We start from the raw sequence: 26018 nt of genomic DNA, 5'->3' as shown, positions 1-26018 counted from the left end.
CCTCATTCAAAAAGCTTACAGCCCTCATCCTTGAATTCTTCGATTTTTTCATTTAGGTCATCAACTGTAACATCCAGATAATCCGCAAGGCAATCCATACAATAAAAATTGATAATGTCTTCGCCAAGCAGTTTCTTGTTGATTCCTAAGACATTCTTTTCTCGGATCTCCTTGCCACAAATCACGCATTTAGTTTTCATTAGACAAATCCCTTACCGTGAATGCGGGCATTTCACGGTCTTCCTTTCTGTACTGGGCCGGATCCATTATGGCAAGTTGCCGCCAGATATTCTTACGCATCTCAATAGCTGGACGAAGGCAGTACTTTGTAAATTCACGCACATTAACATCCTGCGCACTGCGTACATGAGGGAAGAAGAGCTTTAAGTAGGCAGTAGTAATTCTCTTCACAGCTTCCACATGGCGGATATATGCATCACCAGGCACTTCAACCAGCTTATCAACAATTACTCTGTAGCTGGGATCATCACGCAGCAAATGCATTATCGTGCAGAAATACTCTGAGTTCAGCCCCCATCCAGATATCTTCATCGCATTGGTCATCGGAGGAATATCCCACCCCTTGATAAACCCATGAAAACGGTCGACCATCGCAGAATCATGGAATAGCGCCGGAAGTTTGTCAAACATCGGCATAGTTTCATCCATGTCTTTCTTTTCAATATTGCCCAGCAAAATCATTCCGGCGTCAGCCGTTCCATCGTGACCTGGAATGGAAACCTTACCGTTTTCCATATAAGTCTGGAGAGAACCACCCATCTGTTTCTCGTCTTGGAATCTTAGCTTATGAACTTCATCAAACGCTACATAGTCGTTGTTATAGACAAGCCCCGGCTGACGTTTACTCAGATCATAGAACAGCTTTGCACGAGTCATATATCCCGCCGACAGATTTCCATATTTGCTGATAGAACCGAAAATATAGGACTTTCCTGTTCCAGGAGGCGCTAATTCAATCAAATTGAGCCTCTTCTCAACAAAAGGAAGAAGTCTTGTAAGGACTGCCCGTTTCTGATCTTCGTCAGCATATCCACTTGCATTGTAGTCAATAGCGCCAAGTAGTATATCAATCCATTCATGAATATCAAACTCAGCCCTAAGTTCCTTATAGTAATCCAAGTCAACAGTGTACGGGCAAAAGTCCGTAAAACTAACCAGCTTGATTTTTCCCGGAAGTTTCGGAGATGTTGACGGAAGCCGATACCCCAATTCGACAACACCCCAGATCTCATTTCCCTTGACTAATTCATCTTTACATTCAGCCCAAACATCGGGTTCGATTATAGTTTCGGCATTGGTTAATGAAAAGTCCGGAAGAGAGAATGAAACCATCTGGTCTTTAATGCTTATATCGACGGATATCCGAGTAAGAATCTTTACGTGCTCATTTTCAGTTATGATACGGTTCTTAATGTTCGTCCATTCATCTTTATTCGGCAAAAATGTATGGACAAATTCCATTATCTCCTCAATATCAAACCGCCCCTCAGAATCTTCGAACTTCTTTAAGACCCAATCTCGCAAAAAGGAGGGGAGCTTTAAGTCCGAGAAAAAGTTGCTCTGCTGAAGATCCTTAAACACCGCCATCTCATCAAAGCACTCTACCAACTTTTCTTCTAATTCAGTCAAAAGGACACCCCCTTACAATATATCATTTGATTTAAAGCCTTCTTTTTCAACCCTAAATTCCAGCCCGGTTGCAATCATAGTTCCTCCTGCATACACATCAGCTGTATATGTGTTTGCTCTGGTTCGTTTCGACATTTCAATCGAGAAGGAGTGACCGTCTGTCGTATTGGCTTTATATTCAGTATTTCCTACATTAACCACGATATTGTCAATTTTGGTTGTAGAGTAAAATTCAATGATTGGGGGCTTCCTGATGCTGCTCATCACGAGTGGTGTCTGCACGATAATCTCAATATCGCCCGGCACATATGAAAGCTCAATAATGGGCACGGTGACCTCTTCCAAGGTAGCGCCTCCATGTACCTCAACGCCCATTAGGCGTCCAGGTTTGAATCTTTCATAATTAGCAACAACTGCGTACTCATCATTTTCGCCGGCCTGTACAATCATTGGCATACTTCCGGTTTGCTCTGTGTATGCACATACACGACCACAATGGGTTCCCTTGGCATCAAATTCTCCATCAATCAGCTGGTTCTTCAGGACAACCAAGCGGCTTGCACCGTGATCGGATACCAAAATTGCCTTGGTATACTTCCCTTTAGCCAGATCCAACTTGATAAGATCGAGCACATGGTCAATAATTTCCAGCTCGCGAATCAGATGTGTCGGATATGGGCTATTTTCTAAAGTGAAATTTTCCGCCCCATGGTGCTTAATGTCATCGATCTGCTTAATGCTCTTGCATTGAACATTGTGTTCCGCAAAAACGTCTAAAAACTCTTTGTTACGTGAGGTAATTGACGGAAGCTCAGAGCGACAAACCGTAATCTTTGGGAGAAGCTTTTTCTGCTTGCTTTTTTCCGAGATATATCCCAGAAATTCAACGCCCATTGCATCTATGAAATAGGCAAATGCACCAGACATATCAACGGATTCAATCTTTTCTGAACGCGCAGGAAGAAGCAGATTGTACTCTCTTTTGACAGCTTGCTCCTCGACAAGACTATAGAATTCCGGCGTGATTCTGTTTTCCAACTTGCAGAATTTATAATCCTCGAAATACTGGTTCAGCAGAGCTGCATTGAACTTGTACGGCATCAAGTATGCATACAGGTCAGGGTAAACATGCTGCAACACGCTTCGAAGTTCATCATAAGAGAAGCTTCCTGAATAATCGGCAATACATTCCAGAATAAGCTCCTTCTCAAGTCTGTGCGAGTCCGTAAGATAATACAGAGCATCCCTCTTCTTGCATTTGATATATCTGCAATAATCGAGAACTTCATCATCAGAAACTTCCATCTGATTTAATAAAGCCTTGCGGCAATCGTACAACTTCCAGAAATCAGGCGATTTGCAGTCTAAATCTACAAGACCGCGAACAATCCAATGGACAAGTTCTTCATAAGCATGTGCCTTCTGGCTCGCCAGATCGAGGCACTCGTTTTTAGCACCAAACCGTTTAAGAGCAATGAAATATAGCCATTTCTTCGCGTCGGTATAGTCCTGTGAAGCATTGATAAACAATTCCAGATTGCTGTACAAACCAATCTCATGATTTATGGCGTTGACCCAATCTCCCTGTTCCTGCAGGAGAGTAAGAGCATAGGCCCATTGCTCATCTGTACCCATGTCTTTGGTCATCGCTTCGGTGGACTGATCAATACGGCACAAGGCATCATATGGATTCGCTTCCTCGGATATCCTAAATAGTGCATAGGGATATTCCTCTGGATGATGCTTTGTTTTCACATGCAAAGTATCAGCATCTGTAGTTTCAATAAATGCAGGCAAGTTCTGTATTCCTTCAACCCGGTCTTCGTTTGTGACCTGAAGCATCGGGTTTACAAAAACAATGTGAGGCTTTGGCGTGGCAACACCATCAACGCTATAAACCAGTCGATTTAAGCGCGAATCTCTGAAGCTTAGATAGTCACGACATTGAAAACATAGTACAACGACATGACCCTCTACACTCATTTGGGCAATAGCCGTAAGCTGAGAAGAGAGTTCTTTTGCTCCGATTAGCTTCCAACATGTAGTAAATCCAGTCAGAAAGATATTTCCTTGCAAAGTAGCCAAATCATTTAGCAAATCTTCAATTCGGGGATTCTCATCTTCTGAACTGTATTTTTCAACAGTCAGAAAGATGTTTTCCCCAACGTTATAATGATCGACTATGGCAACCATATCTTCTACAGACTCCACATTTACAAATCGGGGAGCACTTTCATCTTCTCTATTAAGATAGCGGTCTATCGAACTATAACATCTTTCAAGTGTCAAGATGGTGCCCCCTTTCTTAGTTGTCCTTGATAATCTCTATGCCGACAGTCATATTTCCCCTAATCAGCTGCTTTAAGTAGCGCTTTACGTCCTCAACATCCATGCTGTCTATTTTCTCAAGCGCAGTATCGCAACCTGTCTCATCGTATTTAGCCTGTGCCATCTCTTTGAGCTTGGTCTCAACAGAAGGCAGACCAAGCCAAGAATACGGTGATCCAACAGTACGAACCAAATAATCTCTTACATCATCAAGATCCGTCAGAATGACGTCATAGTTTTTGATAATGCACCGCTTAAAAGCTGCATCCCTTGCTTTTCCGTCCTTTAAGGAATCATAGAAGCCAGCAGATTCCAGATATTCCAGTGCCTTATCAATAGAACCTGCGTCCGGCTGGTTACGATTCAAGGTATCAAATGCAGCACGAGCCTGTTCAATTTCCGTCTCCGGAACCATGCAAAGAATAGGTGTTTTGAATTGCTCAGACCACTTCTTCGGCGATTCTGTGCCCGTCTTTTCGCTCCACAGCTTGCGAAGCTGCATAGATTTACGGGTAAGCTTAAATTCTTTAACGGTCTGCTTAACCAAATTAACATAATCCGACCGTTCCATTGTGAAGACATCATTGCCCTTGATAGCCTGATACAGATCTCGAATCTCATCATCTGTGAACTCACTCAAATAGAACGAACATGCCTGCTTAAAGATCTCAATCTGGTTAGAGCAGTAAGAAACAAAGTCATTTGCGTGGAGAGTCAGTTGATTTAAGAAATTCTCGCGCTGAGATTCAGGCAAAGAACCAGATTTCTTGATGTTATACAACTGGCTCATGAAACCTTTTAGGTCATTCCAGTAGTTTTCTGCACACAAATATGACATTCTGATTGTCTTGCACTTTGTACACCATTCTTGCACGGCGTTATCAAATGTAAGAGCACGAGGATTGACCTTATTGCTCTCCACAATAATGCGATATTCAAGAATAACCTCACGGATTTTTTGGTCAGCTGTTTCTTTGTTCCATACCCAATTTGCAGCATCGGCATCAAATTTCTTTCTCAGTCGATTGATGTACTGCCCATTATCGCTTACAATTTCAGCCAGCTTGACCAGCTCACCGTCTTCAAACTGATGAAGATATGCATCCATACCTTCTTTGCACTTAGCAGAGGAAAGGATTGATTTCAAATCATCAAACGCATCCTCATGTTCAATACACAGTGCTCCGATAGAAATGGCAATATCGCTATCAGTTTTCTTGCTTGCAGCTCCGCTGTTCGCGATATCACTGAAGCCGTCAATCAGCTCCACCATGATATCTTTTTCAGTCTTCAAGTTTTCGGTATCAAGAATATACTTGAGACACCAGATAGGAAAGGAAAGTCCTTTCATCTTGTCTCTAATGCGTTCTCTGGTCTGTTCAATAGAGGTACACAGATTGCGCTGAATACCAAAAACGTCAGAAGCAACGTCACTGAATTTACGCTCTTCGGGCGTCATAGTGACGATAAACTTATCCTTATATCGAGGATTCGGGGTGTTCTGGAGCTTGATAACCTCATCGATCATAAGACGCAGTTTATCTGTACTCATGACATCGTTTGTGAGACCATCGGTATAAGTGAACGAGCTGACAGCATACTCCTTTAGTACAAATGCCAAAACGAAAACGGACAGATTGCAGGGCATAAAGCCATAAGGCTTATCCATCAATACAGAATAAATTTGGCGAATAGAGACGCGCCCATTCTTCTTAAATTCGTCGGCAATGATCTTCTCTACTTCAATCTTTATCTTGGAAATCAGGAGATACGGTTTATCCACCCAATAATTCGGATGCTTCCAAGCGTCTTCACCAATAAAGTTTTCCAGCTTTGTGTTCGGGTTAGAGGAACTGAAAACGCCCTTTTTCGTCGTATCTTCAGCAACGGCTGCTTCAACGCCAAACTTCACTGCATTTAGATCCCACATTGACGAAGGAACCGCAGAGCCGGTTTCAAGTGAAAGTGGGTAAATGTTGCTGTTGATGAGAGTCAATTCAGCGTACAGCGCGGCCTGCGTAGTTGCACGTTCGCCGGCAGGCTTCTGCTTAGAATAGATGCGATACTCCCCATTCTCGATGCGTTGACGCCATTTTTTCAGAACATCTTTTGCGTCGCGCTCATATTGACGAGACAAGTCATTGTCTTTGCCCTTCTGGTAGGTCGCATTTGCCATTGCGTTTGCATATTGCTCAAGCAAATCATTTCCGAGAGGAGTGATAGATGCATCAATGAAGGTGATATGATAGGAATCATCCTTCAGCAGTTCATCAATCATCTTTCCGATTGCAACGCTTTCCTTGTCATCTCTGGCAAAAGTCATGATCGCCATGAGCTTGTTCCCAAGAGAAGACTCCAGATTGCGCAATCTGTTAGCCTTAGACTTTAAGTCACTGGCGGAAGCACATTCCAAATGGAATCGTGCCTTCAAAGCACCTGTTAAAGTGATAGCTTCAGAGATTTCGCCCTGTTCCACCAGTTCAATGGTTGTCTTTTTGCGCATCTGATCCTTCAGTTCTTCAATTACACTGTCATCTGTAACAGACATACGGGCAGCAAACTGATACTTACCTCCACCGATAGGCTGCTGATAAAGAATTTTTTCTCTATCCATTTCAGTCGCCAGACGCCCGGCAAGACCCTGATCCAAATCAGAACCTTCAAATGCATGATCAATGTTTTCAACATTGGGCACAAACAGATCGACAGAGCTGCCTACCTTCTGAGAAATCGCTTGCATCAGTAGTACTGCTTTCAGGACTCTGCGATGATCGGAACTCAGATTCTGATCCTTGACAGCATTATAGTAATCGAGAATGCTGCGAATATCGTGAGCAAGATATTCCTTGCCCTTCTCATAGAAGAAGTCCCAGAGTTCGTCAATAGTCAGAAGCGGATTGGTATCGAAAGGACCATAATTATCAATATACCACTGGAATCCTTTCAGCTCATCGCCGCGATCGTTCTTAATAAAGTCAAACATACTACGCTGGTTAGAGTCAAATGTAGCAGAGATATGCTTCAGGAGCAGAGCTGTATACGGATGAATCGGGAGAATGCTCTGCAGCTCCTTGTCACTGATTTTTGCCTTCTGCATAACCAGCTTGCGGGAACCCTTTGTTCGATCACAGAGTTCGTCTACCGTTTCCTCCCATTCCTTCAGAATCTGCGGATCCTCCTTCTTTGTCATGGCAGAACCCATCAGACGGAACGCCATATTATCAGGCAGCGAGATCTCACAGATAGGGTCAATAAATCTGCCCTTAATCTTGCCGAATTCCTTGTCACCGTCAGGGAAGATATGCATAGCATCGTGAGTGACAATCAGCATGTAAAAAGGTGCAGAACTGCTCAAATCGACAATCCTCTGGAATCCGGTAAGACTGCGCATGTTATTGCGGAAGTATTCCGTAAACTCATCCCAGATGAACATGATTGCCTTCAGATTATTCTCCTGAATGACAGCCTCAATCCAGGCAGTCAGATGATCAGCGTCCAGCTGCAGCATCTGCAAATGACGCTCTTCTGCTACCTTTGTAATCTTCGACATAAGCTCAATCAGGCTGTCACCGGTAAAGCTTTTGAGATTGGCAATAACAGCATCCGCATCTGCGCCACCGAATATCGGACGGTACGGTCCGGCAAGCAGACTGTTGAAGAAATCCTTGTTCAGAGGATCGTTAATCCACTGAATAACAGAATCCTTTAATGCTGCCTCAGTTGTATCCATACCATTTTCTTTTAACGCGTGCTGAATACTTTCCTGAATGGCAAAGACCAGACTATCATCGCCGTGAATCTTGGAAGAACCATATCGGTGAACCGTCAAAATCTTCTGCTCTCCGGTTTTCAGTTGCTGGAACTGATTATATAAATCATTGCTAAGCTGATCCGGATATTTATCAAAGTAAGCCTTTGTGTCCTCCGGCGAAGCCTCAAGCAACTTTTTCAGCGTTAATACAGCATGAGATTTACCGGTACCATAGGCACCTTCAACCCAAATGGATACTTTCTGCTTTCTGGAGAGAACACTTACAGTATCCTTCAGAAGCTTTACAAAGGTTTCATGCGGATAGAACTTCTTCCAGATATCCGGGTTGTTATTTATTACTTTCTCGTTGATCTGCGGAAAATACTCCGGATCAATGTCAAAATAGTCGCGGTATTTATCCAACATCCTGCCATCCCCCTTATCAGAACAGACTAAGAACATCCGCTGATGTCTTGTCACTGCGTAGCGATATGTTGTCCAGGTCAATCGTAAACGAGCAGTTGATAAACTCCGGATAGTTTACACTCAGGCCGTTGAGAATCTTCTCCATCTTATCCCTGTCAATTCCGAAAATTTCCGTCGGGCTTACGCCATCACTGTCAATATCATGATTCAGGAGACGCGTCAGTGTGAACTGATAGTAACCATCGCACGCCTCTGCAAACTTATAGAGAGAGTAGAGAACGACAAGAGGCTCCGGGTACTCCCAAGGAGATCTTGTAATAGATACAACCCGATTCTTTTCTTTATATGCGTGACCCATACCAACTTCGTTGAAAGGCAAATCAACGAACCGCCCAAACGAACTCCAGATATCATTTACCCAGCTTTCTTTTGCACCATCCTGAACAAGCAAAGAAAGAGTGTACTCTTTGCTGTAGGTTTCTCCCATATTCATACGCTTAACAAACCAGTTGATTTGAGGCGTATAAGATAAGTTTGTGAGCATGATGCCCCATGCGGCAGGCTCGTCCAAACCAATCTTATCAATTATTTGAGCAGTCCTGCTAAATCCACCTTCATCAAGCAACTCTGAATCTCTCAGAAAGCGCTTGAAAAAGCTGTACATCTGTGAACCCAGAGAATGCTTCTGATCAAAATCATTTTTGTACTCAAAGTACTGCTTAAACCAGTCAGCTTTTGGAGCGTGATGTGAATAGCAGTTAAGGCTTTTATTTGCAGACATCGATAAACCTCCCTTTGGCATTTCTAAGGACTTATAAACCAAACAGCCCTTTTCAACTTTATGACATTGCGCGCAATGTACACATTGTTCGCTAATCGTTACTTTACCATTTACCATGGAAATGCAACCATTATGGCAGTCAGCTTCGCATTCTCTACACCCGATGCAACACGCCGATTTACGAAAAACATTTTTAAAGAGTTTCACAAACAACGGATTACGTTTAGAATACTCTCTATCATATCGAACCTCATAGCCATCCTTGATTGGATTCAGGGAAAAGGTAAATTCCTCATTTCGGAACAACATCCTATACGGCGACTCATCATTTAAAAGTACACCGATGGTCTTTATCCATGTTTTCCAATCTACCTTGGGATTGTGAACCTCAATTACATTCTCTGTTTTTGTGGTTTTTTCTTCATACCCCATGCTAATTGAAAGATCTCGTCCATTCTTGCGAGCTTTCCATCCGCCGTTCGCAATGAAATCCTCCAAAACATCTTTATCCGGCAGGTGTTGTTTATACAATTCTCTGATGATGTTTGCATAGGTATCAAATGAATCTGGGTAGCATTCCCTACTCATATACTCATTTCTCTCAGCAGCACGTGGACATACTAAGCATCCTGCTCTTCTGTTACCTTTCTTATATGCTTCATTTAAAATCAAGTCGTTTGCATAGATGTAGCAAAATAGTTCAGCGGAATTCCATTCAAGAATAGGATTACAGCTGTATTGCCCCTTGTGTTTTTCTCCAAGGCTAACATAATCGTATTCGCTACGAGATAAACTTTCGCTTCCTCTAACCCCAATAAACGCCATTCCGGTGAAATTGTTCTTACCAGTATATTCGCGAAGTGCTATCACCTGAGGGGCTGTCTTATGAACACTGCAACACCATCTTGTGACCGTTGCCGGTGGGCCAAATTGTCTCCAGGTATATTCGGGTGAAAACTCTGATTTCGCACGAATAAACTCAATACCCAAGCTTTTGCACCATTCTTCAGTTAAATCTACTGTCTTGTAAGTATCGGGAAATTCCATCCCAGTATCACCAAAGAGAACCTTGAACGCATTATGAGGAAGTGCTCTTTGTACGATATCGAGAGTTACAATACTGTCTTTTCCGCCACTAAAAGCTACGTAAAAAACATCAGCTTTTTTCTGATATTCGACATAGGTGTTATATACTTTTTTGATTGTTTCCTGAACAAAGCCTTCCATGAACGGAGTATTCTTACTTACCATTGCAGGCACATCAACAAAACGTAATTTTTCCCCCCGCGGCTCCGCATCTTCTAAAATTGTTATTTCAGGCGGAGAACATAATGATCCACCTTTAGTCTGGGCCACCTTCCGCCCACGATACCAATAGGTATTTGCTTCCGCCCACATATAGGGGTAGGTGTCGTCCTTTTCATAATCCCAATACCGGTCAAAGCCCAGCATATCCAATTCCTTGTAATATACCGGACGAGGCTCTTTACTGAAATTCAGTGGTGTACTGTTCAGTATATAGCCTCCAGTAGATGGGTCCCAATCATAGGAGTACATATTCTATCTTATCCTTTCTTTGACCGGACCACTTTCGCCTCGGTTACTATTCTTCCTATATCACTGTAGCGTCTCCGGGCGATATATCCCTGCTGACGCAGATATTCCAATGCAGAATCTTCATCCAGCACAATATTGCTGTTTGCCAGAATATCGACCAGAAGATCATTAAAATCCTTACAGGAGGATGCCTGTTTTACAATAGCGCCAGCGCACACATTGGCGCTGAAGCCAATGTGGAGCAACATGAATTTCTGGCTGTAATTTGCGACAAAATGCTCCAGCAGATATTCGTTCCACGGATAACCGGCATACGGAAATGTTCCAAAGTCACGAATTTCTTGAAGCGACATATATTGCCCTGTGCAAATTCGCCCGATCGCCTCATCAGTTGCTTCAACATCAAACTGCGCCATATCCTGAGAGACAAACTCATTCTGACTTATGCGCAGAGAATTGGCATAAATCTCATCAAAATAAATCGTAGAGCCAAGTTCCTGCTTCAAAACATTCAGCTCATCCAAGGTGAACCGAGAATGTTTACGGCAGTACTTTGCATACACTTCAGCCATGGACAAATCCTCGCCATATTTGCTGATAATGTTACCATTGAAGGAGAATCTGTCGTTCAGCTTATACCCGATGACATTTCTCATACCGACTGGCGTAATCCACTGGTACATTTCTTTAATGTCAGGGAAATGTGCCTCTACTGCTTCAACGAGTTCATTGCCAGTAACAAAGTCCCGTTCTTCAATACCATCCAAGATGAATTGAGAAATCCATTCCAATTCAGAATTGCTGAAATGAACACAATCCTCATAGAAATACTCGCCTGTTGCGTTCCAGATGAAATCATTGTTGGTGCTAAGGGCAAACTTGATTTTCTGTTCTGGAATGTAAGAGAGCTCAGCAGCAAGCCGCTCCACTTCAACAGGTCCGGCGGCTTCTTTTAGATACTCTCTGATGTCATCTTCAGGATTCATTTGCACGGTGTAGTCCTTAGCAAGGTAACTGCGCTGAAGTACATAATTCCCTTTGTTGATGTATGACAAATAAGTTTTTAGCATCTCAGGCGTATAAATACGCTCACCCTGGAAAGCTTCCTCAAACTCCGAAAACAATGCACTGTAATAGATGGCATCACAGCCAGAAACGAATTTATCCTCTATATACTGCAGCAGCTTTTCTTTTTTCTCCTGCGATAGCATCGAATCAGGAAGATAGGCTTTTCCCTCATGAAGAATTGTTACTGAACTGATGTCCTGGCAAACAAGAGCATCCTCATCAGAAAGCTCTGTTCCATATTGATCCTGATAAAACCTACGAAGCTTTTTCATATCCAGCGAGGATTCCATGCGAAATCCCTTCTGAAAGAACTTATCCAGCAATTCCTTGTAGCGAATAAGTACAGGATCATTCTCCTTCCTTCTCGTTGGCTTTTTTTCAACTGCAAATTGTGTCGGCTGCGAGGGTTTCAAGCTTGCCGGGCTACCTCCGGATCTGTATTCAATGAATTTCCGAAATGCAGCACTAAATCGGTTGTGCTGTTGCTTGTTATATTCGTAAAACTCAGAAATACCAAACAGCTGATCATAAATATGGCTGGCATCTTCTGCGTTCGCTACATTCCAAAGGCTCGTCTCGCACAATTTATAATTTGCTACAGACTTTACACACTGGCCAAAAGAAGACATATAACTTGTAATCGTGGCCTTTGACATTCCGGAACTTAGCATCCAGTCATTGAACTTCTGCTTTTCCTCTTGATCCGTTAATTTGGTTCTTTCGGCTACAGGCACGGAGATAGCCTGCGGGCCAACAGCATCATCCTTCTGCTTCATACTATCTGCATCAGGCAAAGAAGGTATTGCATCCTGAATAATCGGCTTTACTTCCTTTTCTTCATCAGGCTTATAAGACTTCAGAAAAGCATAGTACGCATGAATTACGGTCGACATCTTTTTCAGATTTTGCTTATATGTGAAGCGAAAGACTCGGTTAGAATCAACCGTCTGAACCACTCGTTTAATTGCCTCAAGGTCAGTTGTTTCAAAAAGTTTATTCTGAAGAATTTTTCTTTCCAAGCAAAAGCTTTCAATATCCGAAAGCATCAGATACGCATCTGACAGCTGAAACGTCGGCATTTGCATCGAAAGATATGAACAGAATTCATCCTGCACAGACTTTGGCTCAACCACGTTCTCAGCCTCCTTAAGTATTTCTTCATAAAGCTCTCGATGATTCCTATACAGATTCACAGTTTCTACGAAGAGCTTTGTGGGTTGTTTTAGTTTTGTTTTTATTCCGGTATAGGCAACTTCCAAAGCTGACATCTGGAATGTAATTCCATTCTCATTCCTGAAGATATCATCAATCGTTATTCCTCTATTTACTGCGCGTCTGCGCAGCTTCTCAGAGACTTGACGAATTGCCTCTTTTCTTGTAAGTTTTCCATCTATAGATTTGAGAAGCATATCAAGCATCAGCACCGCTTCTTCAATATCCCAAGGAATACGCAATGCCATGGTTTGACACCTCCTCAAAATCTCCGTATTATGCCCAAATAGGTACAACATTCTAATATAAGTATACATCAGAATCCGTCTAAAATCAATACGAAAAGTCGCCGTTTAGGAACTTGTCGTGTAATTGAAGCTAATGAACTTGTAATTTGGCAAGCAATGCCTTCCTGATCAGAAAGGCCCAAAACAAAAAGATTCCGCCCGGAGGCGGAACTTTCTGTTTCTGCTTGTTGGGGACAATCCCCAAACCCCAAAGATCGAAGATTTCATCTTCGGCGGCGCACCTGACGGCGCTTATTTTTCTTCCTGCTGGTGCTCTCGCTGAGGCGCGCTTCTGACATTTTCAATGCCGAACAGCCCGGCCAGATTGGCCTGATAAGTCAGCAGCTCCCGGTACTCATCTTTCGCCCGGTAGTATTCCGGGTATGCCGCCTTTTTCATTGCCAACAGCTCGGCATACTCCGCCCGGAGGGCTTTCAGGGAGGGAAGCTGCTTCTTGTGGGAACCGGCGGTTTTGCCGGAAGTGTCAGATGGAAGCAATTCGTCAAATGCCCGCTTGGACGCTTTGCAGAGCTTGATCGCATCCTCATGTTCCTCGTAGTACGCTTTGGAATAACCAGACGCCCGATAACCGGCATAGATATCCTTGGTTTTGAGATAGTTGGTGATGTGCTTCTGGAGCACCGCAATCTCATTCAGCCGCTTTTCGGCAGAGGTGATCTGTGCGGACAGCGCATCTCTACGCTGCTTTACAGCTTCCACTGATTCGGCAAATGCGTCAAAATCATCTGCGCTGGTGAACCCGTGCTGCTGGTAATACAGAAGCGCCCTGGCCTGCTGTTTGGTGATTTGATTCTGGATAGACAGATCGTAGTAATGGCCCCGTCCCTGATTCTGTTTTGCCTCCAGAGCGCTGACAAGCTGGACTTTCTGTTCTGCCAGCGGACTGCGGCGTTTTCTCGGATTATGGATACGCCTGCCTGCCAGCACCTCCCGAATGACATCCTCACTGTATTCCTCCGGAAGGGAGCACATACGGATATTGCGCTTCTGGCGCGGATGGCTGAATGTGATGTTTTTCCCGCGGGTCACGGTGTAACCGGCCTGCTCCATAAGCGAATAAAAGCCCTCAAGGTCATGCGGCTTTTTCGCCAGTGCTGCATCCATATCCAGACAGAGGCGGTCGCGGTTTGAGAGCTTTTCAATATCGCCCTGCCAACGGTTGTAGCTTATGCCGTGGGGCTTCGGATTTTCAATAACAGACAGCCTGTGCTGAACGCAGATCAGGTCACTCAGCTTTCGGACTGCCATGGTGCTGCCCCAGAAGTTCCGGAATTTCCGTGTGCAGTCAAGACTGGTGGAGTTCCAGTAAATGTGGTTATGGATATGCTGCTTGTCCGTGTGGGTGCAGACAATAAAGGCGTGGTTGCCTTTTAAGAAGCGCTCGGCAAATTCATAGCCGATGCGGTTTGCCTCTTCCGGCGTAATCTCACCGGGGCGAAAGGACTGGCGCACCTGATAGGCGATCACATCGCTGTCCTGTCTGCGGCCGGTCAGCTGAAAATACTCGCGTTTGGAAAGCGCGAATTCTGCATCTGCGGTATCCGGGTCGCAGGCATAGGCGCTGATCAGCTGGCCCTCCTGGGTTTTATCCGGATTTTTGCCGTAGTCCAATCTGTCGGACAGGCATTGCCGGATGGTTTTTCCCTTGTTCTGATGCATGGGGATAATGCGCGTTGTTGCCATACCGGTTCACCACCTTTTTCAAAAAAGAAAGGCTCCTGCCGGCAAAAGCAGAAGCCCTCATCAATGTAGTTACCTTGCGCCAAGTTGGCGCAAAGTTTCGTTATCCGTACACGCTGTCCTGAATCCAGTAGCGGAATTTCTGCACCTGTCCCAGAAGTATGATGGAGATCATCGGCAGTCCGAACGGGGTAAGGAGAAACGCCGCAATCAGTCCGCAGATGCCCTGGGCGGTCTTTCCGTCAAAAAGGATGCAGAGTGCGCCAAGCCCCACGGCAATGGCGATGAAATTCATAACAACAGCGGATATCTGAACCAGTTTCGACGCCAGCCAGACGAAAACGGACAAAACGGCAATCATCGGTGCGCAGAGAATTTTCAGTAATATTTTCATGGTCAGAGCCTCCTGTTCTTCTTTTCTGATTCTATTGTAATTCCGAAATTCAAAACGCTCAAGGATGCGAAGCCGGATAGCAAAAAATGCGGGCAGCAAAGCGCGCGGCTCTGCTGCCCATGGGGTGTATTGTCCTTATTTCAAGGCGGACAATTTGGTGAGAATATCGTTCAGACGGGCAGTGGTTTCTTTCTGAAACCCCAGTATTTCCTCCAAATCTGTATCGTAGATGCGTCCGGTATCATGCAGATGTCTGGCAATCTGATTGATATTGGCGTTTGCGCGCCTGAGCAGATGCAACATCTCCTGAATCTCCGGCATATCCAGCTTAATGACCATGCCGTCAATGGCCATCTTCCGCAGGAAGGCGCTGAGGTTCGTACTGCCCGACAGCGCCATGTTCTTTTGAATCAGATCATACTCCTCCTGTGTTGCCCAGAAGTGCATACTGATGTCCCTGGTATCTGCCATAATCAGAGCTCCTGCGCTTTCTCTCTGCCGGGTTTCGGCGCAGTGTCCGGCAGTGGCTTCTGGAGCTTTTCCAGAACAGACGGCTTTTTCCCTCTGGGGGCTTTCTCCAGTTCCTTTCGGAAATGGGTAATGAACAGATCCGTCAGTCCGGTATGCGGCCTGTCCACCACAAAATAGCAGTTGCGGTCTCCGCCCCAGGAATCGGGGTTGGGCACAACCGGCACGGTCTGCGCCCACTCCCGGTTGGCGCGGCTGATGCGTCCGTCCCAATCCTTATACTGCACGGTATTGGCCAGTACATATTGGATTCTCTCCATGCTGAATTCCGCGCTGATCGCATCAAACACTGCCTGAGAATTCAGACGGTTGTTGCCGTAATTCTCGGAAATGGCTTCCTCAATCGCCTCCTTGCAGGCGATGTTGGCCTGATAGGACTCTCTGTACAGCGGCAGTTCTCCATGCTCGCGGGCATAGGCTGCATCATGCCGGTATAACGGCGTATCCGTTGCGATTTTCTTTTCCATATTCAGCGAACCTCCTTCTCGGTTTCATTCTGTTTGGGATGACTGTCCCGCTGCGGCAGCGGGGCATGGAGTTTGGTCAGCACAGACGGCCTTTCGGATTTTGCTCTGACAGCAGGGCGCACCTCCGGCTCGCTGTCTGCAATCTCGGCCATTGCCTCCATCGGCGTCCTGTCATCGATATTCAGCTCAATATTCAGCTGCGCCAGACGGGCAGATTTTTCCTTCAGCTCCTGCTCCTGCGGAAAGGGCTTGCCCAGCTCCGCTTTGGCGGTTTCCATCTGCGCATAAAGGGAATCCAGCTTTTCCTGCACACGGGCAAGGCGCGTCTCCATGCCGGCGAGGGCATTATCGATGCGGATGAGATTGCCCCTGGGGTCTTTGCCCAGCTCCACGCGATGGGACATTTTCCCCTTGAGGGTCAGCACATACTGCTTTCCGAAATCCTCCAGCGTCAGAGACATCTGAAAGCCGCGGTAGCTGCCGATGGGCACCGGTTCCAGCCCCTTGACTTCCTTCATGGCATCAACCAAAGCTGCACCGGCGTTTTCCTTATCGGTCAGAACATCGCCCCGCACCGTCATGCCGGCAAAGCCGTCCTGCGGATGGGGATGTTCCGCCAGCGTCTGCATATCTGCCTGAAATCCTGCGATGAATCCCTTGTTCTGTTCAATCTGTTCCGGGAAGTGACGGAGAAGGTTGTCCTCCAACCGGTACTGCTGACTCTGATGGTTGGCCTTCATCAGCTTCAGCCGTGCCACATCCACATCCAGATCCATCTTCTCCTTGATGCGCTCGTCACCGGCACAGAGCGCCTTGATCTCCGCATAGGACAGCGCGGTTTCATCAATGTCCTCACAGCTTCTCACAGGGCTTTTGCTTGTCATAATCTGCGAAATAAACTTCTGCTTGTTTTCAAGCGTCTGCCAGAGATAAGCGTCAAAGGTGGCCTCCGTCACATAGCGGAAGATGTGGACTTGCTTGTTCCTGTTTCCCTGACGGATGATTCGTCCGGAGCGCTGTTCCAGGTCGCCCGGCCGCCACGGCGCATCCAGATCATGAAGCGCCACAAGCCGGTCCTGCACGTTCATGCCGGCCCCCATTTTGAAGGTGCTGCCCATCAGCACACGCACCTGACCGGAACGGACTTTGGCAAACAGTTCTTTCTTCCGTGCCTCGGTATTGGCCTCATGGATAAAGGAGATCTGTTCTCGCGGAATGCCTCTTGCCACCAGTTTCTCCCGGATGTCATCGTAGACGGTGAACTCCGGTTCCGGAGGGTCGTCCTTAACAGCACCTGCGACAGCATGAAGCTCCGGATCATCCAGATTACCGCCGACCGCCTTGGCTGCTTTCGCCGCTGGAGCACCGGTTTTGGGTGTGCTCAAGTCGCAAAACACCAACTGGGTCAGTTTGTCCGCCTGACCCTCGTCCCAGATGCGGTAGATGTTATCCACACACATATTGACCTTGCTAGACGGGTCATCCGGCAGATCAGGATTGATGATGCGCTGGTCGAGTCCCAGCTTTCTTCCGTCCGTAGTGATGCGGAGCATATTGTCCACGCTGGCGTCCACCGCACCGGCATGGACTTTGGCAGCGCGCTCTGATAACTCCTGCACCATCGCCTGCTGAATCTCTGTCGGCTGTGCCACCACATTGTGATAGACAGCTTCCGGCACGGGAAGGTGGAGCTGGTCGGATGTCTTGATGTCGGCCACTTCCTTGAACAGGGTCATCAGCTCCGGCAGATTGAAGAACTTGGCAAAGCGCGTTCTGGCACGGTAGCCGGTGCCCTCCGGAGCCAGCTCAATCGCCGTTGTGGTCTCACCGAAGGTGGAAGCCCAGCAGTCAAAATGCGCCAGTCCTTTTTTCTGAAGCGTGTCATGCTGGAGATAGCGCATCATGGTGTAAAGCTCAGTCATGGAGTTACTGACGGGCGTACCCGTTGCGAACACCACGCCTTTGCCACCGGTCAGCTCATCGATGTAGCGGCATTTCAGCAGCATATCGGAGGATTTCTGTGCATCCGTAGTTGAAAGTCCGGCCACATTGCGCATCTTTGTATAAAGAAACAGGTTCTTGAAGGCGTGTGCCTCGTCCACATAGAGCCGGTCAACGCCCAGTTCCTCAAAGGTAACAACATCATCCTTTCTTCCGGATTCCAGCAGCTTTTTCAGCTTGGTTTCCAGTCCTTTCTTCGTGCGCTCCATGGACTTGATGGTAAAGCGCTCCGCACGGCTGTTTTTCAGTTCTTCAATACCCTCGGTGACTTCATCGATCTGTTCCCGCAGCAGTCGCTCCTGCCGTTCCATGGAAACGGGGATGCGCTCAAACTGACTGTGCCCGATGATAATGGCGTCGTAATCGCCGGTGGCAATGCGGGCGCAAAACTTTTTGCGGTTTTTCGGTTCAAAATCCTTTTTCGTTGCCGCCAGAATGTTGGCAGACGGGTACAGCCGCAGAAACTCCGAAGCCCATTGCTCGGTCAGATGATTCGGAACCACAAACATCGGCTTGTGGCAAAGCCCCAGACGTTTGCTCTCCATGGCGGCAGCGACCATCTCGAAGGTCTTGCCTGCGCCAACCTCGTGCGCCAATAACGTATTTCCCCCGTAGAGAATGTGTGCGACGGCATTCAGCTGATGTTCCCGTAAGTGAATCTCCGGGTTCATGCCGCTGAAAGTGATATGGGAGCCATCATATTCGCGCGACCGGTTGGAATTGAACAGCTCATTGTAGCGTGTCACAAGCTCCTGCCGTCTGTCCGGGTCTTTCCAGATCCACTCGGAAAAGGCGTCCTTGATGGCCTGCTGTTTCTGCTGGGCAAGGGTTGTTTCTTTGGAATTGAGAACCCGGCGTTCCTTGCCGTCCGGGTCGGTCACAGTATCATAGATGCGCACATCGCGCAGGTTCAGCGTGTCCTCCAGAATCCGGTAGGCGTTGGCGCGCTCCGTGCCATAGGTCATATAGGCGTTTACGTCGTTGTAGGACGGCTGGGATTTTCCGCTGATGCTCCACTCCGCAGTGAACGGTGAGAAATGCACCTGGATACTCCGGCGCAGGTAATACGGCGGCTCAAAGGTTTCCTCCATAAACTGCTGGATGTATTTCTGGTCAATCCAGGTTGCTCCCAGGCGCACCTCAATTTCAGAAGCGTCCAGATCCTTCGGCTGGGAAGAACGGAGTGCCTCCACATTGGGCAGATAGGCCGGATCGGCAGATGCTGCCTGTTCCGCTTCCCGCAGTTTCTGGCGCACATTGCCGGAAAGATACTCATCGGCAGTCTGCCACTCGCTTTTCACCGGGTCCCGGAAGATAACGCCTTGCAGGCCGTCAATCAGCGATGACTCGTCCATGCCGGTCAGCTGCTGCATATACTCAAGATCCACGCAGGCTTTTTCGGAGATGGACAGCGCCAGCGCTTCGGACGGGGTATCCACGGAGGTCACAACCTCATGGGGTTTGATGGTGCGCTTGGTGAAGATATCTGCCTTGCGCTTCAGCTGTTTTTCCTCGTCCAGCTCCTCCAGTGTACACAGCAGGTAATAGGAGCTGTCGTCCTGAAATGCCAGCGCATTGGCGCGGCTGTTGATGAGGCCGTATTTTGCAGAAAAATTATCGTAGAGCGTGTTCAGCTCTGCCTGTGCCTGCCGGATTGCGCTGTCCGGAGTCATGGCGTCCATCTGGAGATCGATCAGGTGGTGCAGGCAGTCACGCAGTTCCACCAGCCCCTTGACGCGCTCCGATGCGGTCGCGTTCAGCGCCGGCCGGCTCATCAGGCTGTTCTGACGGTAGTAGACCTCTCCGTCCACAACGGTATAGCTGTAGTTTTTGACATTCGGGTCTGCGGGGATGCTATCCGAAAGCGCCTCGTCATCGCCGAGCTCCGGCAGCTCCGCCGTCTGATAGGTGCCGCGGATGTATTTCACTGCGTCGTGAAGCTGGTCGGCAAGCTCCAGTCCTTCGATGGGTTCTACGGTGAAATCCTGTCTGCCGTACTGGGTGCTTTCGGAAGACTGCCGCCCCAGAATCATCTCCGGGTGCTCCACAAAGTAGCTGTTGATGGCAAAGCCGTCCTCATTCCGCCCCAGATGTACCCAGTCCGGTTCAATCTCGATGGGGCAGTCCCGCTTCTGCAGGAAGATGATATCGGAGACAACATCCGTGCCCGCATTGGCTTTGAAGGCGTTATTGGGCAAACGGATTGCGCCCAGCAGCTCTGCCCGCTGCGCAATGTACCTGCGGACTTCCGGGGACTGCTTGTCCATGGTGTAGCGGCTGGTGACAAAGGCAATCACGCCGCCGGGGCGTACCTGATCGAGCGTCTTGGCAAAGAAATAGTCATGAATAGAAAAACCGAGCCTGTTGTAAGCCCGGTCATTGACCTGATACTGTCCGAACGGCACGTTGCCGATGGCAACGTCATAAAAATCCCGTCTGTCGGTGGTTTCAAATCCTGCCACGGTAATGTCTGCTTTGGGGTAAAGCTGCTTTGCAATCCGTCCGGTGATGCTGTCCAGCTCCACACCGTAAAGCCTGCTGTTCTGCATGGACTCGGGCAGGCAGCCGAAGAAGTTCCCGACGCCCATGCTGGGTTCCAGAATGTTGCCCGATTCAAAGCCCATATTCTCCAGCGCCTCATACATGGCATGAATGACGGTGGGACTGGTGTAGTGGGCGTTCAGCGTGGAGGCTCTTGCGGCCTCGTATTCCTCCGGTGTGAGCAGTTCCTTCAGTTCCGCATATTCCGCACGCCAGTTTTCCTTATCCGGGTCAAAGGCGTCCGCCAGACCGCCCCAGCCCACATACCGGGAGAGCACTTCCTGCTGCTCCGGGATAGCCTGAAGTCCTTCGGCTTCCAGCTGTTTCAGCAGCCGGATGGCGCTGATGTTTGCCTGATACTTGGTCTTGGCACCGCCTGTCCCCAGGTCAGAATCAGTGATGCGGAAATTCTGCGCGTTCCTGTGGGTCTGTGCCCTGTATTCTTCGTACATCGCCTGTTCTGCCGCACCGGTGTTGGGAAATGTCTTCCACTCGCCGCCGATCTGTACGGAAACCGGATTTGCATCGATAGCATCATCTGTGCTGACCTCCGGTTCGGGCGGCGTATGCTCCGGCTCTGTGTGCAACCGTTCTGTAACGATGTCATAGGGAAGTCCGGTCTGCTCGCCGGGGTAAACTGCCTCGGTCTCGGAAGTCATCTGCGGCTGTTCAAATGTTTCCTTGCCATTCAGCCTGTCGGCGTATTTCTGCGCCTCCTGCTCTGAACGAAACGTCTGATAGATGCCGCCCACATCATAATACTGGCCGTCCCGTCCCTCCGGCACGGAATTATCCCGGATGATGAACGGCTCTTCAAAAGCATCGGAAGTCAGCTCCACGGTAAAGCGAGGCTGTTCCAGTTCCTCAGGCAGCGCATCCAGCATATCCTGTACTTCCCGATAATGCTGGGAGGAAAAGCTGATGGTCCGTCTGTTGTACCCGGCATTGGCAACCAGGTAGTCAATCCCTGCCGCGTCCAGCTGCGGGCGCATCAGGGCAAGCTCTGCCTCGGTCAGTTCGGCTTCCAGATTCACCTGGGGCACCGTCGTCTTTTCCGGGAAGAGAATCCCGCGCACGGTCTCAACCGGTTCATTGCGGAAAATGGGAAAACCGGTTCCGTTCTGGAATGTAATGTCCCGCAGGGAGGCGCGGCCATCCCTGACCTCATCCACCGCAAAGCGCCTGCCGTCCAGTGTCAGTTCCGCGCCGATCAGGTCGTTATCGTCCTGAAAATGGGGTACAGACTCCATTTCCGCAGGTTCAGTTTTCTCCGGCGAAGCGATACCCGCCTGCATATCCGCCGCATCGTTTTCCTCGGTCTGCGCCTCATATTTGGATTGCTCCACATACTCCCATTCGGCAGCTTCCCGCTGGGCAATTTTCTCTTTTAGTTCGATCAGATAGTTCTCTGCCACCCACTCGGAATCGAAGTCGGCAGTCACACCTTCCTCATCCACATAGAGGCCGTCGTGCAGATCGTCCCAGATGCCGTAGCCATCGTCCGTTTCAATGACAGCGAAGCGTTCATAAGATTCGACCTCACTCTGGGCAGCAATCTGTTCCGCCTGCGCTAGCATCCGGTCGGCCTCGGTAAAGAAGCGTCCGTCATTCACCAGAATCCCCAACTGACGCTGCACTTTCGCCCACGGCAATTCCAGCATTCCATGGTTGGTAACAACGGAAAAGCTATCCGCACCGCCGAACTCATCTTTCAGCCATGCGGCAGCTCCGCGCTCCCTCCCATGCACCTGCATATAGTCGTTGACACGGGCCTTGCTTTCAAAACTGCCGTTCCAGCGGATGAGTGCATCGCTGATTTCATCGGCTGTGACAGGCTCCGGCGCAGCAGTCGGTTCAGAAACAGGCTGCTTAATCGGCTCGGACGCGGATTCTTCTATGACAGGAGGTTCCTCCTGCGCAGGTTCTTCAGGTTCAGAGATTTCCGGTTCATCGTGCATCCGCGCATAGGTATCCTTCTGCTCCTGGGTGAAGTACCTGTCCTTCCGGATGAGGGAGGAGATACGCTCGGCAACCTTCGTCCAGTTCAGCTCTACAGAGGCACATCCGCCTTTGGTCAGCCGGATGCCCTTGGCACTGTGATCTTCGGAGGAATGGTCTGCTCCGGACAGCGCGTGGGAGCGTCCGCCGATGCCGTACTCCTGTTTCAGAAAATCCGCTTTTTCCTTCATGGTGTGGTCTGCGGTAAAATAGGCGTAGATTCTGCCCTTTCCGCCCGCCACAGAGCTGCCGCCGGCAAGGACTTCGCTGATTTCATCCTCGGTGATAAAGCTTTGCGGTTCCGCAAATTCGGCAGGCCCGTCCGGATATCCCCGGCGCTCAGCGGAGATGTCCCTGACTCCCTGCCACAGCTCATCCATCCGGTGATAATGAAAGCGCAGAAGTTCTCTGTTTTCCGCATAGTCATTTAGGAATGTCAGGAATTCGCCGCGAAGCGTATCGACATAAGTGTTGTCCGCCATTTTCTCCGCAAGCGCTGCGGTGGCGTCCGGATAACCGGCAGGAAGATCGTCCATGGAGGAGAAGTAGCCCACCCGGTTTGCTTCCTCACTCAGGTCATGCTTCAGATAGAGCAGGCTCTGCGCCAGCTCGGAACGGACACGCCCACCAGCCTCGGCAAGCTCCACATTGGAAGCAAAGCTGCCTTCTTCCAGCAGTTGGCCGATTCTTTCCGCCGCAGCCTCCCATGTAATGACATGAGAATCAGCGGCGTATCTGGCCTCACGGCCTTTGTGCAGATGAATGCCGTCCCCGTCATACCACGCGGCATAATCGCCGTGTTCGCCCCGGATGCCGTAGCCACCATGGAATTCCCTTTGCAGCAGCACCGCGATTTCCTCAATCGGCTTCTGCTTCTGGAACGCATCCGCGATATGCTCTCTGGCATGGCTTGTGTTGCTGCCAAAACGGAGCATATCGTCGATTTCCGTCTGGGAAAAAGAAAAAGCGGACAGCACTTCGGTTGTGCGATCCGCTTCATCAATTTGGGATATCTGCTCCTGTTCCGAGAGGAAAAGGTTCAGGGAGAGCTGTTCAAACTCTGCCCCGGCAGTATATCCGCTATTCAGTTCTTCCGGAGGCTCCGGCTCACCGGCTGTTAATTGTACACCAGCTCGTTCAGAATGATCTCCTCGGCCTGTGCCTTCAGCGTATTCATCATGCCCGCCCATTTCATCGGGTCTCTGCGCTTCAGTTCCTCCGTCACGCCGGTCTGCTTCGCCATCTGCGGCATCAGCTCGTCCAGCCTCCGGTGCGCCGTCCCGTCGATCTCCCGAAGGTGCGGATACAGCTGCTCCGACAGCACCAGACGGTTCCAGAGAATCGGGCGATGCTCCTTCAGATACTGTTTCCGCATCTGACCGTACTTCCCGATGGGTGTCTCCTCCTGTTCGCTCAGTCTGATGTCCGGGATCAGATAATCCCCGTTCTGCCTGTACGTCATTTCCATGTTCTGTGCTCCTTTCCGCGATCTGTTCGCGTTCATAGTTTCGGATGGTCGCTCCGATTTCCCGCAGCACCTGCTGATTGATGCCGCTCACCGCCGTTCCCAGCGCGCCCGCCGTTTCCGGGGTGTTGAAATCGAAAACGCTCATAAAGTCTTCGTGTTCAAAGTAGTTTTCCGGCTCCAAACCGCAGCGCAGCATCAGGGAATAACTGATACTGACCTCGGCGGCATTCCGGAAGGCCACTCCGACGTTGAATTCATCATACTCTTCCAGAAAAGAATCCTCAAGGATGCCGAGAATGTCCCTGCGGTTGTCCTCCCAGTATTCCCGCGCCAGCTGAGAAGCCACGGTCTCCAGCTGATCGGCAAGGTTTTCGCCTGCCGGAACGCCGTAGTTTTTCTCCAGCATAGAAGACACGGCTGGAATATGCTCCTCCCGCAGTTCCCACAGGTTCAGGCTTCTGGAATTGGGCCGGGTGCCGGTATCCGAAACATCGAACACATAGCGCAGTCGCTCGCGGTCTCCGCTGGTATCGATGAGCGCGATACCCTTGGAACCGCGCCGCACATACCGGCGCATCGTATTGTTCCAGACGTCGAACTCCGCACAGGCGGTGGCGTCCGGGCGCTGGGCATGGATCATGACCTGTTCGTGATACGGGTATTTGTACAGCCTCGACGCGGTGGCGAGGAAGGACTGCCAGCGCTCCAGGCTTCCGGTCAACTGCCGCTGCGCCTCTTCCGACATTCTTCGGTACTCCTGCAATTTACTTACCATAGATCACGTCTCCTTTCAAAAGAAAAGAGCGCCCGTATCACACGAACGCTTTCTTCCTCCACATATTTTGATTTAGAACTATCCTGTTTCAGATTTCTGCGGTTTCCCGCAAAAATCTGAAATAGGAATCAAGCCGTATTCCGAAATCGGGTGCGTCTGCACCTTTTTTCGGAATAGAATCAGATATCGAAATCAGGGTAGAGCTCCAGCTGCCCGAACTCCTCATCGGTCATTGTTCCCAGTTTTGCAAGCGTCCCCTCGGTCAGCGACAACAGCTGTACCTCATCGCGCTCCAGGTACTTCTTCATTTCCGTGAGTTTCTGCATCAGGTCGGTACGGCTGCTGCCGGCGCTGTAGATGCACATCAGATTCATCTCGTCATTGGTGAAATTCGTCATATCAGATCCCTTTCTGCGCTTTTTGTCTGCGCGGTCTTTTCGCTTCTGGACGGCGCGGGTGCATGGAGCATGGCCAGAACGGAAGGCTTTTTGCCCGATTCAGAAACCTGCTTATCTTCCTGAACGACCTGTCTGGCCGCTTCAAACAGTGCCGAAAGATCGGGAGCCTTTGGCTTGACCTCCGGCTGTTCCTTTGGACCGTTGTTGATGATGCCGTCGATCATCCCGTAATCGTCCTCCATGGACATCTCCGCATTTTTCAGGTAATTGTCTGGCAGGAACGCCGGAAGCTGAACAAAGCCCACGCTGTCCACATAATGAGAGCTTACCGCACCCTGCTGCCTTAAGACAACAATGTCGCTGACGGACAGGCTGTGGCCGGTATAATCCTGCGGGTGGGCGGTGTTGAATTTCATGTACAGATCATCCAGACGGGCTTCTGTACTGCCGTCAGACGGGAGCGCCCCAGAATAGACTGCCTCGTAATGGTCAAATGCAGGCTCAAGCCCATGTTCCCGGAGATAATGAGAATTCATAAAGCGAAGCTCTGCCAGTTCCGGATCTCTGCAGAGCTGATAAATGCAGTAGCTGTCTGCCGGATTCTGCTGGAACGCTTTCTGCCATCTGTTTTCCGTGACGACAGGAAACTGCTCCTTTACTGCCTCCCAGTCTGCGCAGTCAATGCCG

Annotated in this window: 13 protein-coding genes and 1 pseudogene; all 14 read right to left on the bottom strand. The window is 48.9% G+C overall.

All coding sequences use genetic code 11. The features are described from left to right. Positions 1 to 2: 2 nt before the first annotated feature. Positions 3 to 200: a hypothetical protein gene (locus ACTNBU_RS01165; protein WP_436973021.1), complete on the bottom strand. Its 198-nt coding sequence runs from the start codon at positions 198 to 200 to the stop codon at positions 3 to 5. Further along, positions 190 to 1650 (bottom strand): BREX system Lon protease-like protein BrxL, encoded by a 1461-nt coding sequence (gene brxL / locus ACTNBU_RS01160; protein WP_441029900.1) that lies wholly within the window; start codon positions 1648 to 1650, stop codon positions 190 to 192. Before brxL ends, ACTNBU_RS01165 begins: the two co-directional genes overlap by 11 nt. A 12-nt stretch (positions 1651 to 1662) precedes the next feature. Continuing rightward, complete coding sequence (gene pglZ, locus ACTNBU_RS01155) at positions 1663 to 3939, bottom strand: BREX-4 system phosphatase PglZ (RefSeq protein WP_441029888.1); 2277 nt, start codon at positions 3937 to 3939, stop codon at positions 1663 to 1665. Positions 3940 to 3955: 16 nt separating this feature from the next. After that, a complete protein-coding gene (locus tag ACTNBU_RS01150) occupies positions 3956 to 8155 on the bottom strand; it encodes a hypothetical protein (protein ID WP_441029886.1) in 4200 nt (1399 codons plus the stop codon). Positions 8156 to 8171: 16 nt separating this feature from the next. After that, a complete protein-coding gene (locus ACTNBU_RS01145) occupies positions 8172 to 10493 on the bottom strand; it encodes a phosphoadenosine phosphosulfate reductase domain-containing protein (RefSeq protein ID WP_441029884.1) in 2322 nt (773 codons plus the stop codon). Between the two features lie 8 nt (positions 10494 to 10501). After that, positions 10502 to 13021: a hypothetical protein gene (locus ACTNBU_RS01140; protein WP_441029882.1), complete on the bottom strand. Its 2520-nt coding sequence runs from the start codon at positions 13019 to 13021 to the stop codon at positions 10502 to 10504. A 291-nt stretch (positions 13022 to 13312) separates the two neighbouring features. After that, positions 13313 to 14764, bottom strand: coding sequence for a relaxase/mobilization nuclease domain-containing protein (locus ACTNBU_RS01135; protein ID WP_441029880.1), 1452 nt, complete (start codon positions 14762 to 14764; stop codon positions 13313 to 13315). Between the two features lie 100 nt (positions 14765 to 14864). Continuing rightward, positions 14865 to 15155, bottom strand: a complete 291-nt coding sequence (locus tag ACTNBU_RS01130) for a CD1845 family protein (RefSeq protein ID WP_441029878.1) — start codon at positions 15153 to 15155, stop codon at positions 14865 to 14867. Between the two features lie 135 nt (positions 15156 to 15290). Next, a complete protein-coding gene (locus ACTNBU_RS01125) occupies positions 15291 to 15626 on the bottom strand; it encodes a plasmid mobilization protein (RefSeq protein WP_441029876.1) in 336 nt (111 codons plus the stop codon). Positions 15627 to 15628: 2 nt separating this feature from the next. Then, positions 15629 to 16150 (bottom strand): DUF3849 domain-containing protein, encoded by a 522-nt coding sequence (locus tag ACTNBU_RS01120; protein ID WP_441029874.1) that lies wholly within the window; start codon positions 16148 to 16150, stop codon positions 15629 to 15631. Positions 16151 to 16152: 2 nt separating this feature from the next. Next, a complete protein-coding gene (locus ACTNBU_RS01115; RefSeq protein WP_427796882.1) occupies positions 16153 to 24933 on the bottom strand; it encodes an SNF2-related protein in 8781 nt (2926 codons plus the stop codon). 179 nt (positions 24934 to 25112) lie between these two features. Further along, positions 25113 to 25331 (bottom strand): transposon-transfer assisting family protein, encoded by a 219-nt coding sequence (locus ACTNBU_RS01110; RefSeq protein ID WP_427796881.1) that lies wholly within the window; start codon positions 25329 to 25331, stop codon positions 25113 to 25115. Continuing rightward, entirely contained in the window at positions 25328 to 25636 is a 309-nt protein-coding gene (locus tag ACTNBU_RS01105; RefSeq protein ID WP_441029961.1) for a DUF4316 domain-containing protein, read from the bottom strand. The genes ACTNBU_RS01110 and ACTNBU_RS01105 overlap by 4 nt, the downstream gene beginning before the upstream one ends. Then, positions 25622 to 25906: pseudogene (locus tag ACTNBU_RS01100) on the bottom strand (YodL domain-containing protein); the annotation flags it as partial. The pseudogene ACTNBU_RS01100 and the gene ACTNBU_RS01105, both read right to left, overlap by 15 nt. Positions 25907 to 26018: the final 112 nt, after the last annotated feature.

The sequence above is a fragment of the Dysosmobacter sp. HCP28S3_G4 genome, from assembly GCF_052065175.1.
Classification (GTDB): Bacteria; Bacillota; Clostridia; order Oscillospirales; family Oscillospiraceae; genus Oscillibacter.
Note: the sequence above shows the minus strand (reverse complement) of the source record. Positions and strands in the feature narration are given on the sequence as shown.

Bases quoted from the DNA above. Each gene is read 5' to 3' on its own strand.
- ACTNBU_RS01165 (WP_436973021.1), bottom strand. From the start codon at position 200: ATGAAAACTAAATGCGTGATTTGTGGCAAGGAGATCCGAGAAAAGAAT.
- ACTNBU_RS01150 (WP_441029886.1), bottom strand. From the start codon at position 8,155: ATGTTGGATAAATACCGCGACTATTTTGACATTGATCCGGAGTATTTT.
- ACTNBU_RS01145 (WP_441029884.1), bottom strand. From the start codon at position 10,493: ATGTACTCCTATGATTGGGACCCATCTACTGGAGGCTATATACTGAAC.
- ACTNBU_RS01140 (WP_441029882.1), bottom strand. From the start codon at position 13,021: ATGGCATTGCGTATTCCTTGGGATATTGAAGAAGCGGTGCTGATGCTT.
- ACTNBU_RS01135 (WP_441029880.1), bottom strand. From the start codon at position 14,764: ATGGCAACAACGCGCATTATCCCCATGCATCAGAACAAGGGAAAAACC.
- ACTNBU_RS01130 (WP_441029878.1), bottom strand. From the start codon at position 15,155: ATGAAAATATTACTGAAAATTCTCTGCGCACCGATGATTGCCGTTTTG.
- ACTNBU_RS01125 (WP_441029876.1), bottom strand. From the start codon at position 15,626: ATGGCAGATACCAGGGACATCAGTATGCACTTCTGGGCAACACAGGAG.
- ACTNBU_RS01120 (WP_441029874.1), bottom strand. From the start codon at position 16,150: ATGGAAAAGAAAATCGCAACGGATACGCCGTTATACCGGCATGATGCA.
- ACTNBU_RS01115 (WP_427796882.1), bottom strand. From the start codon at position 24,933: ATGGTAAGTAAATTGCAGGAGTACCGAAGAATGTCGGAAGAGGCGCAG.
- ACTNBU_RS01110 (WP_427796881.1), bottom strand. From the start codon at position 25,331: ATGACGAATTTCACCAATGACGAGATGAATCTGATGTGCATCTACAGC.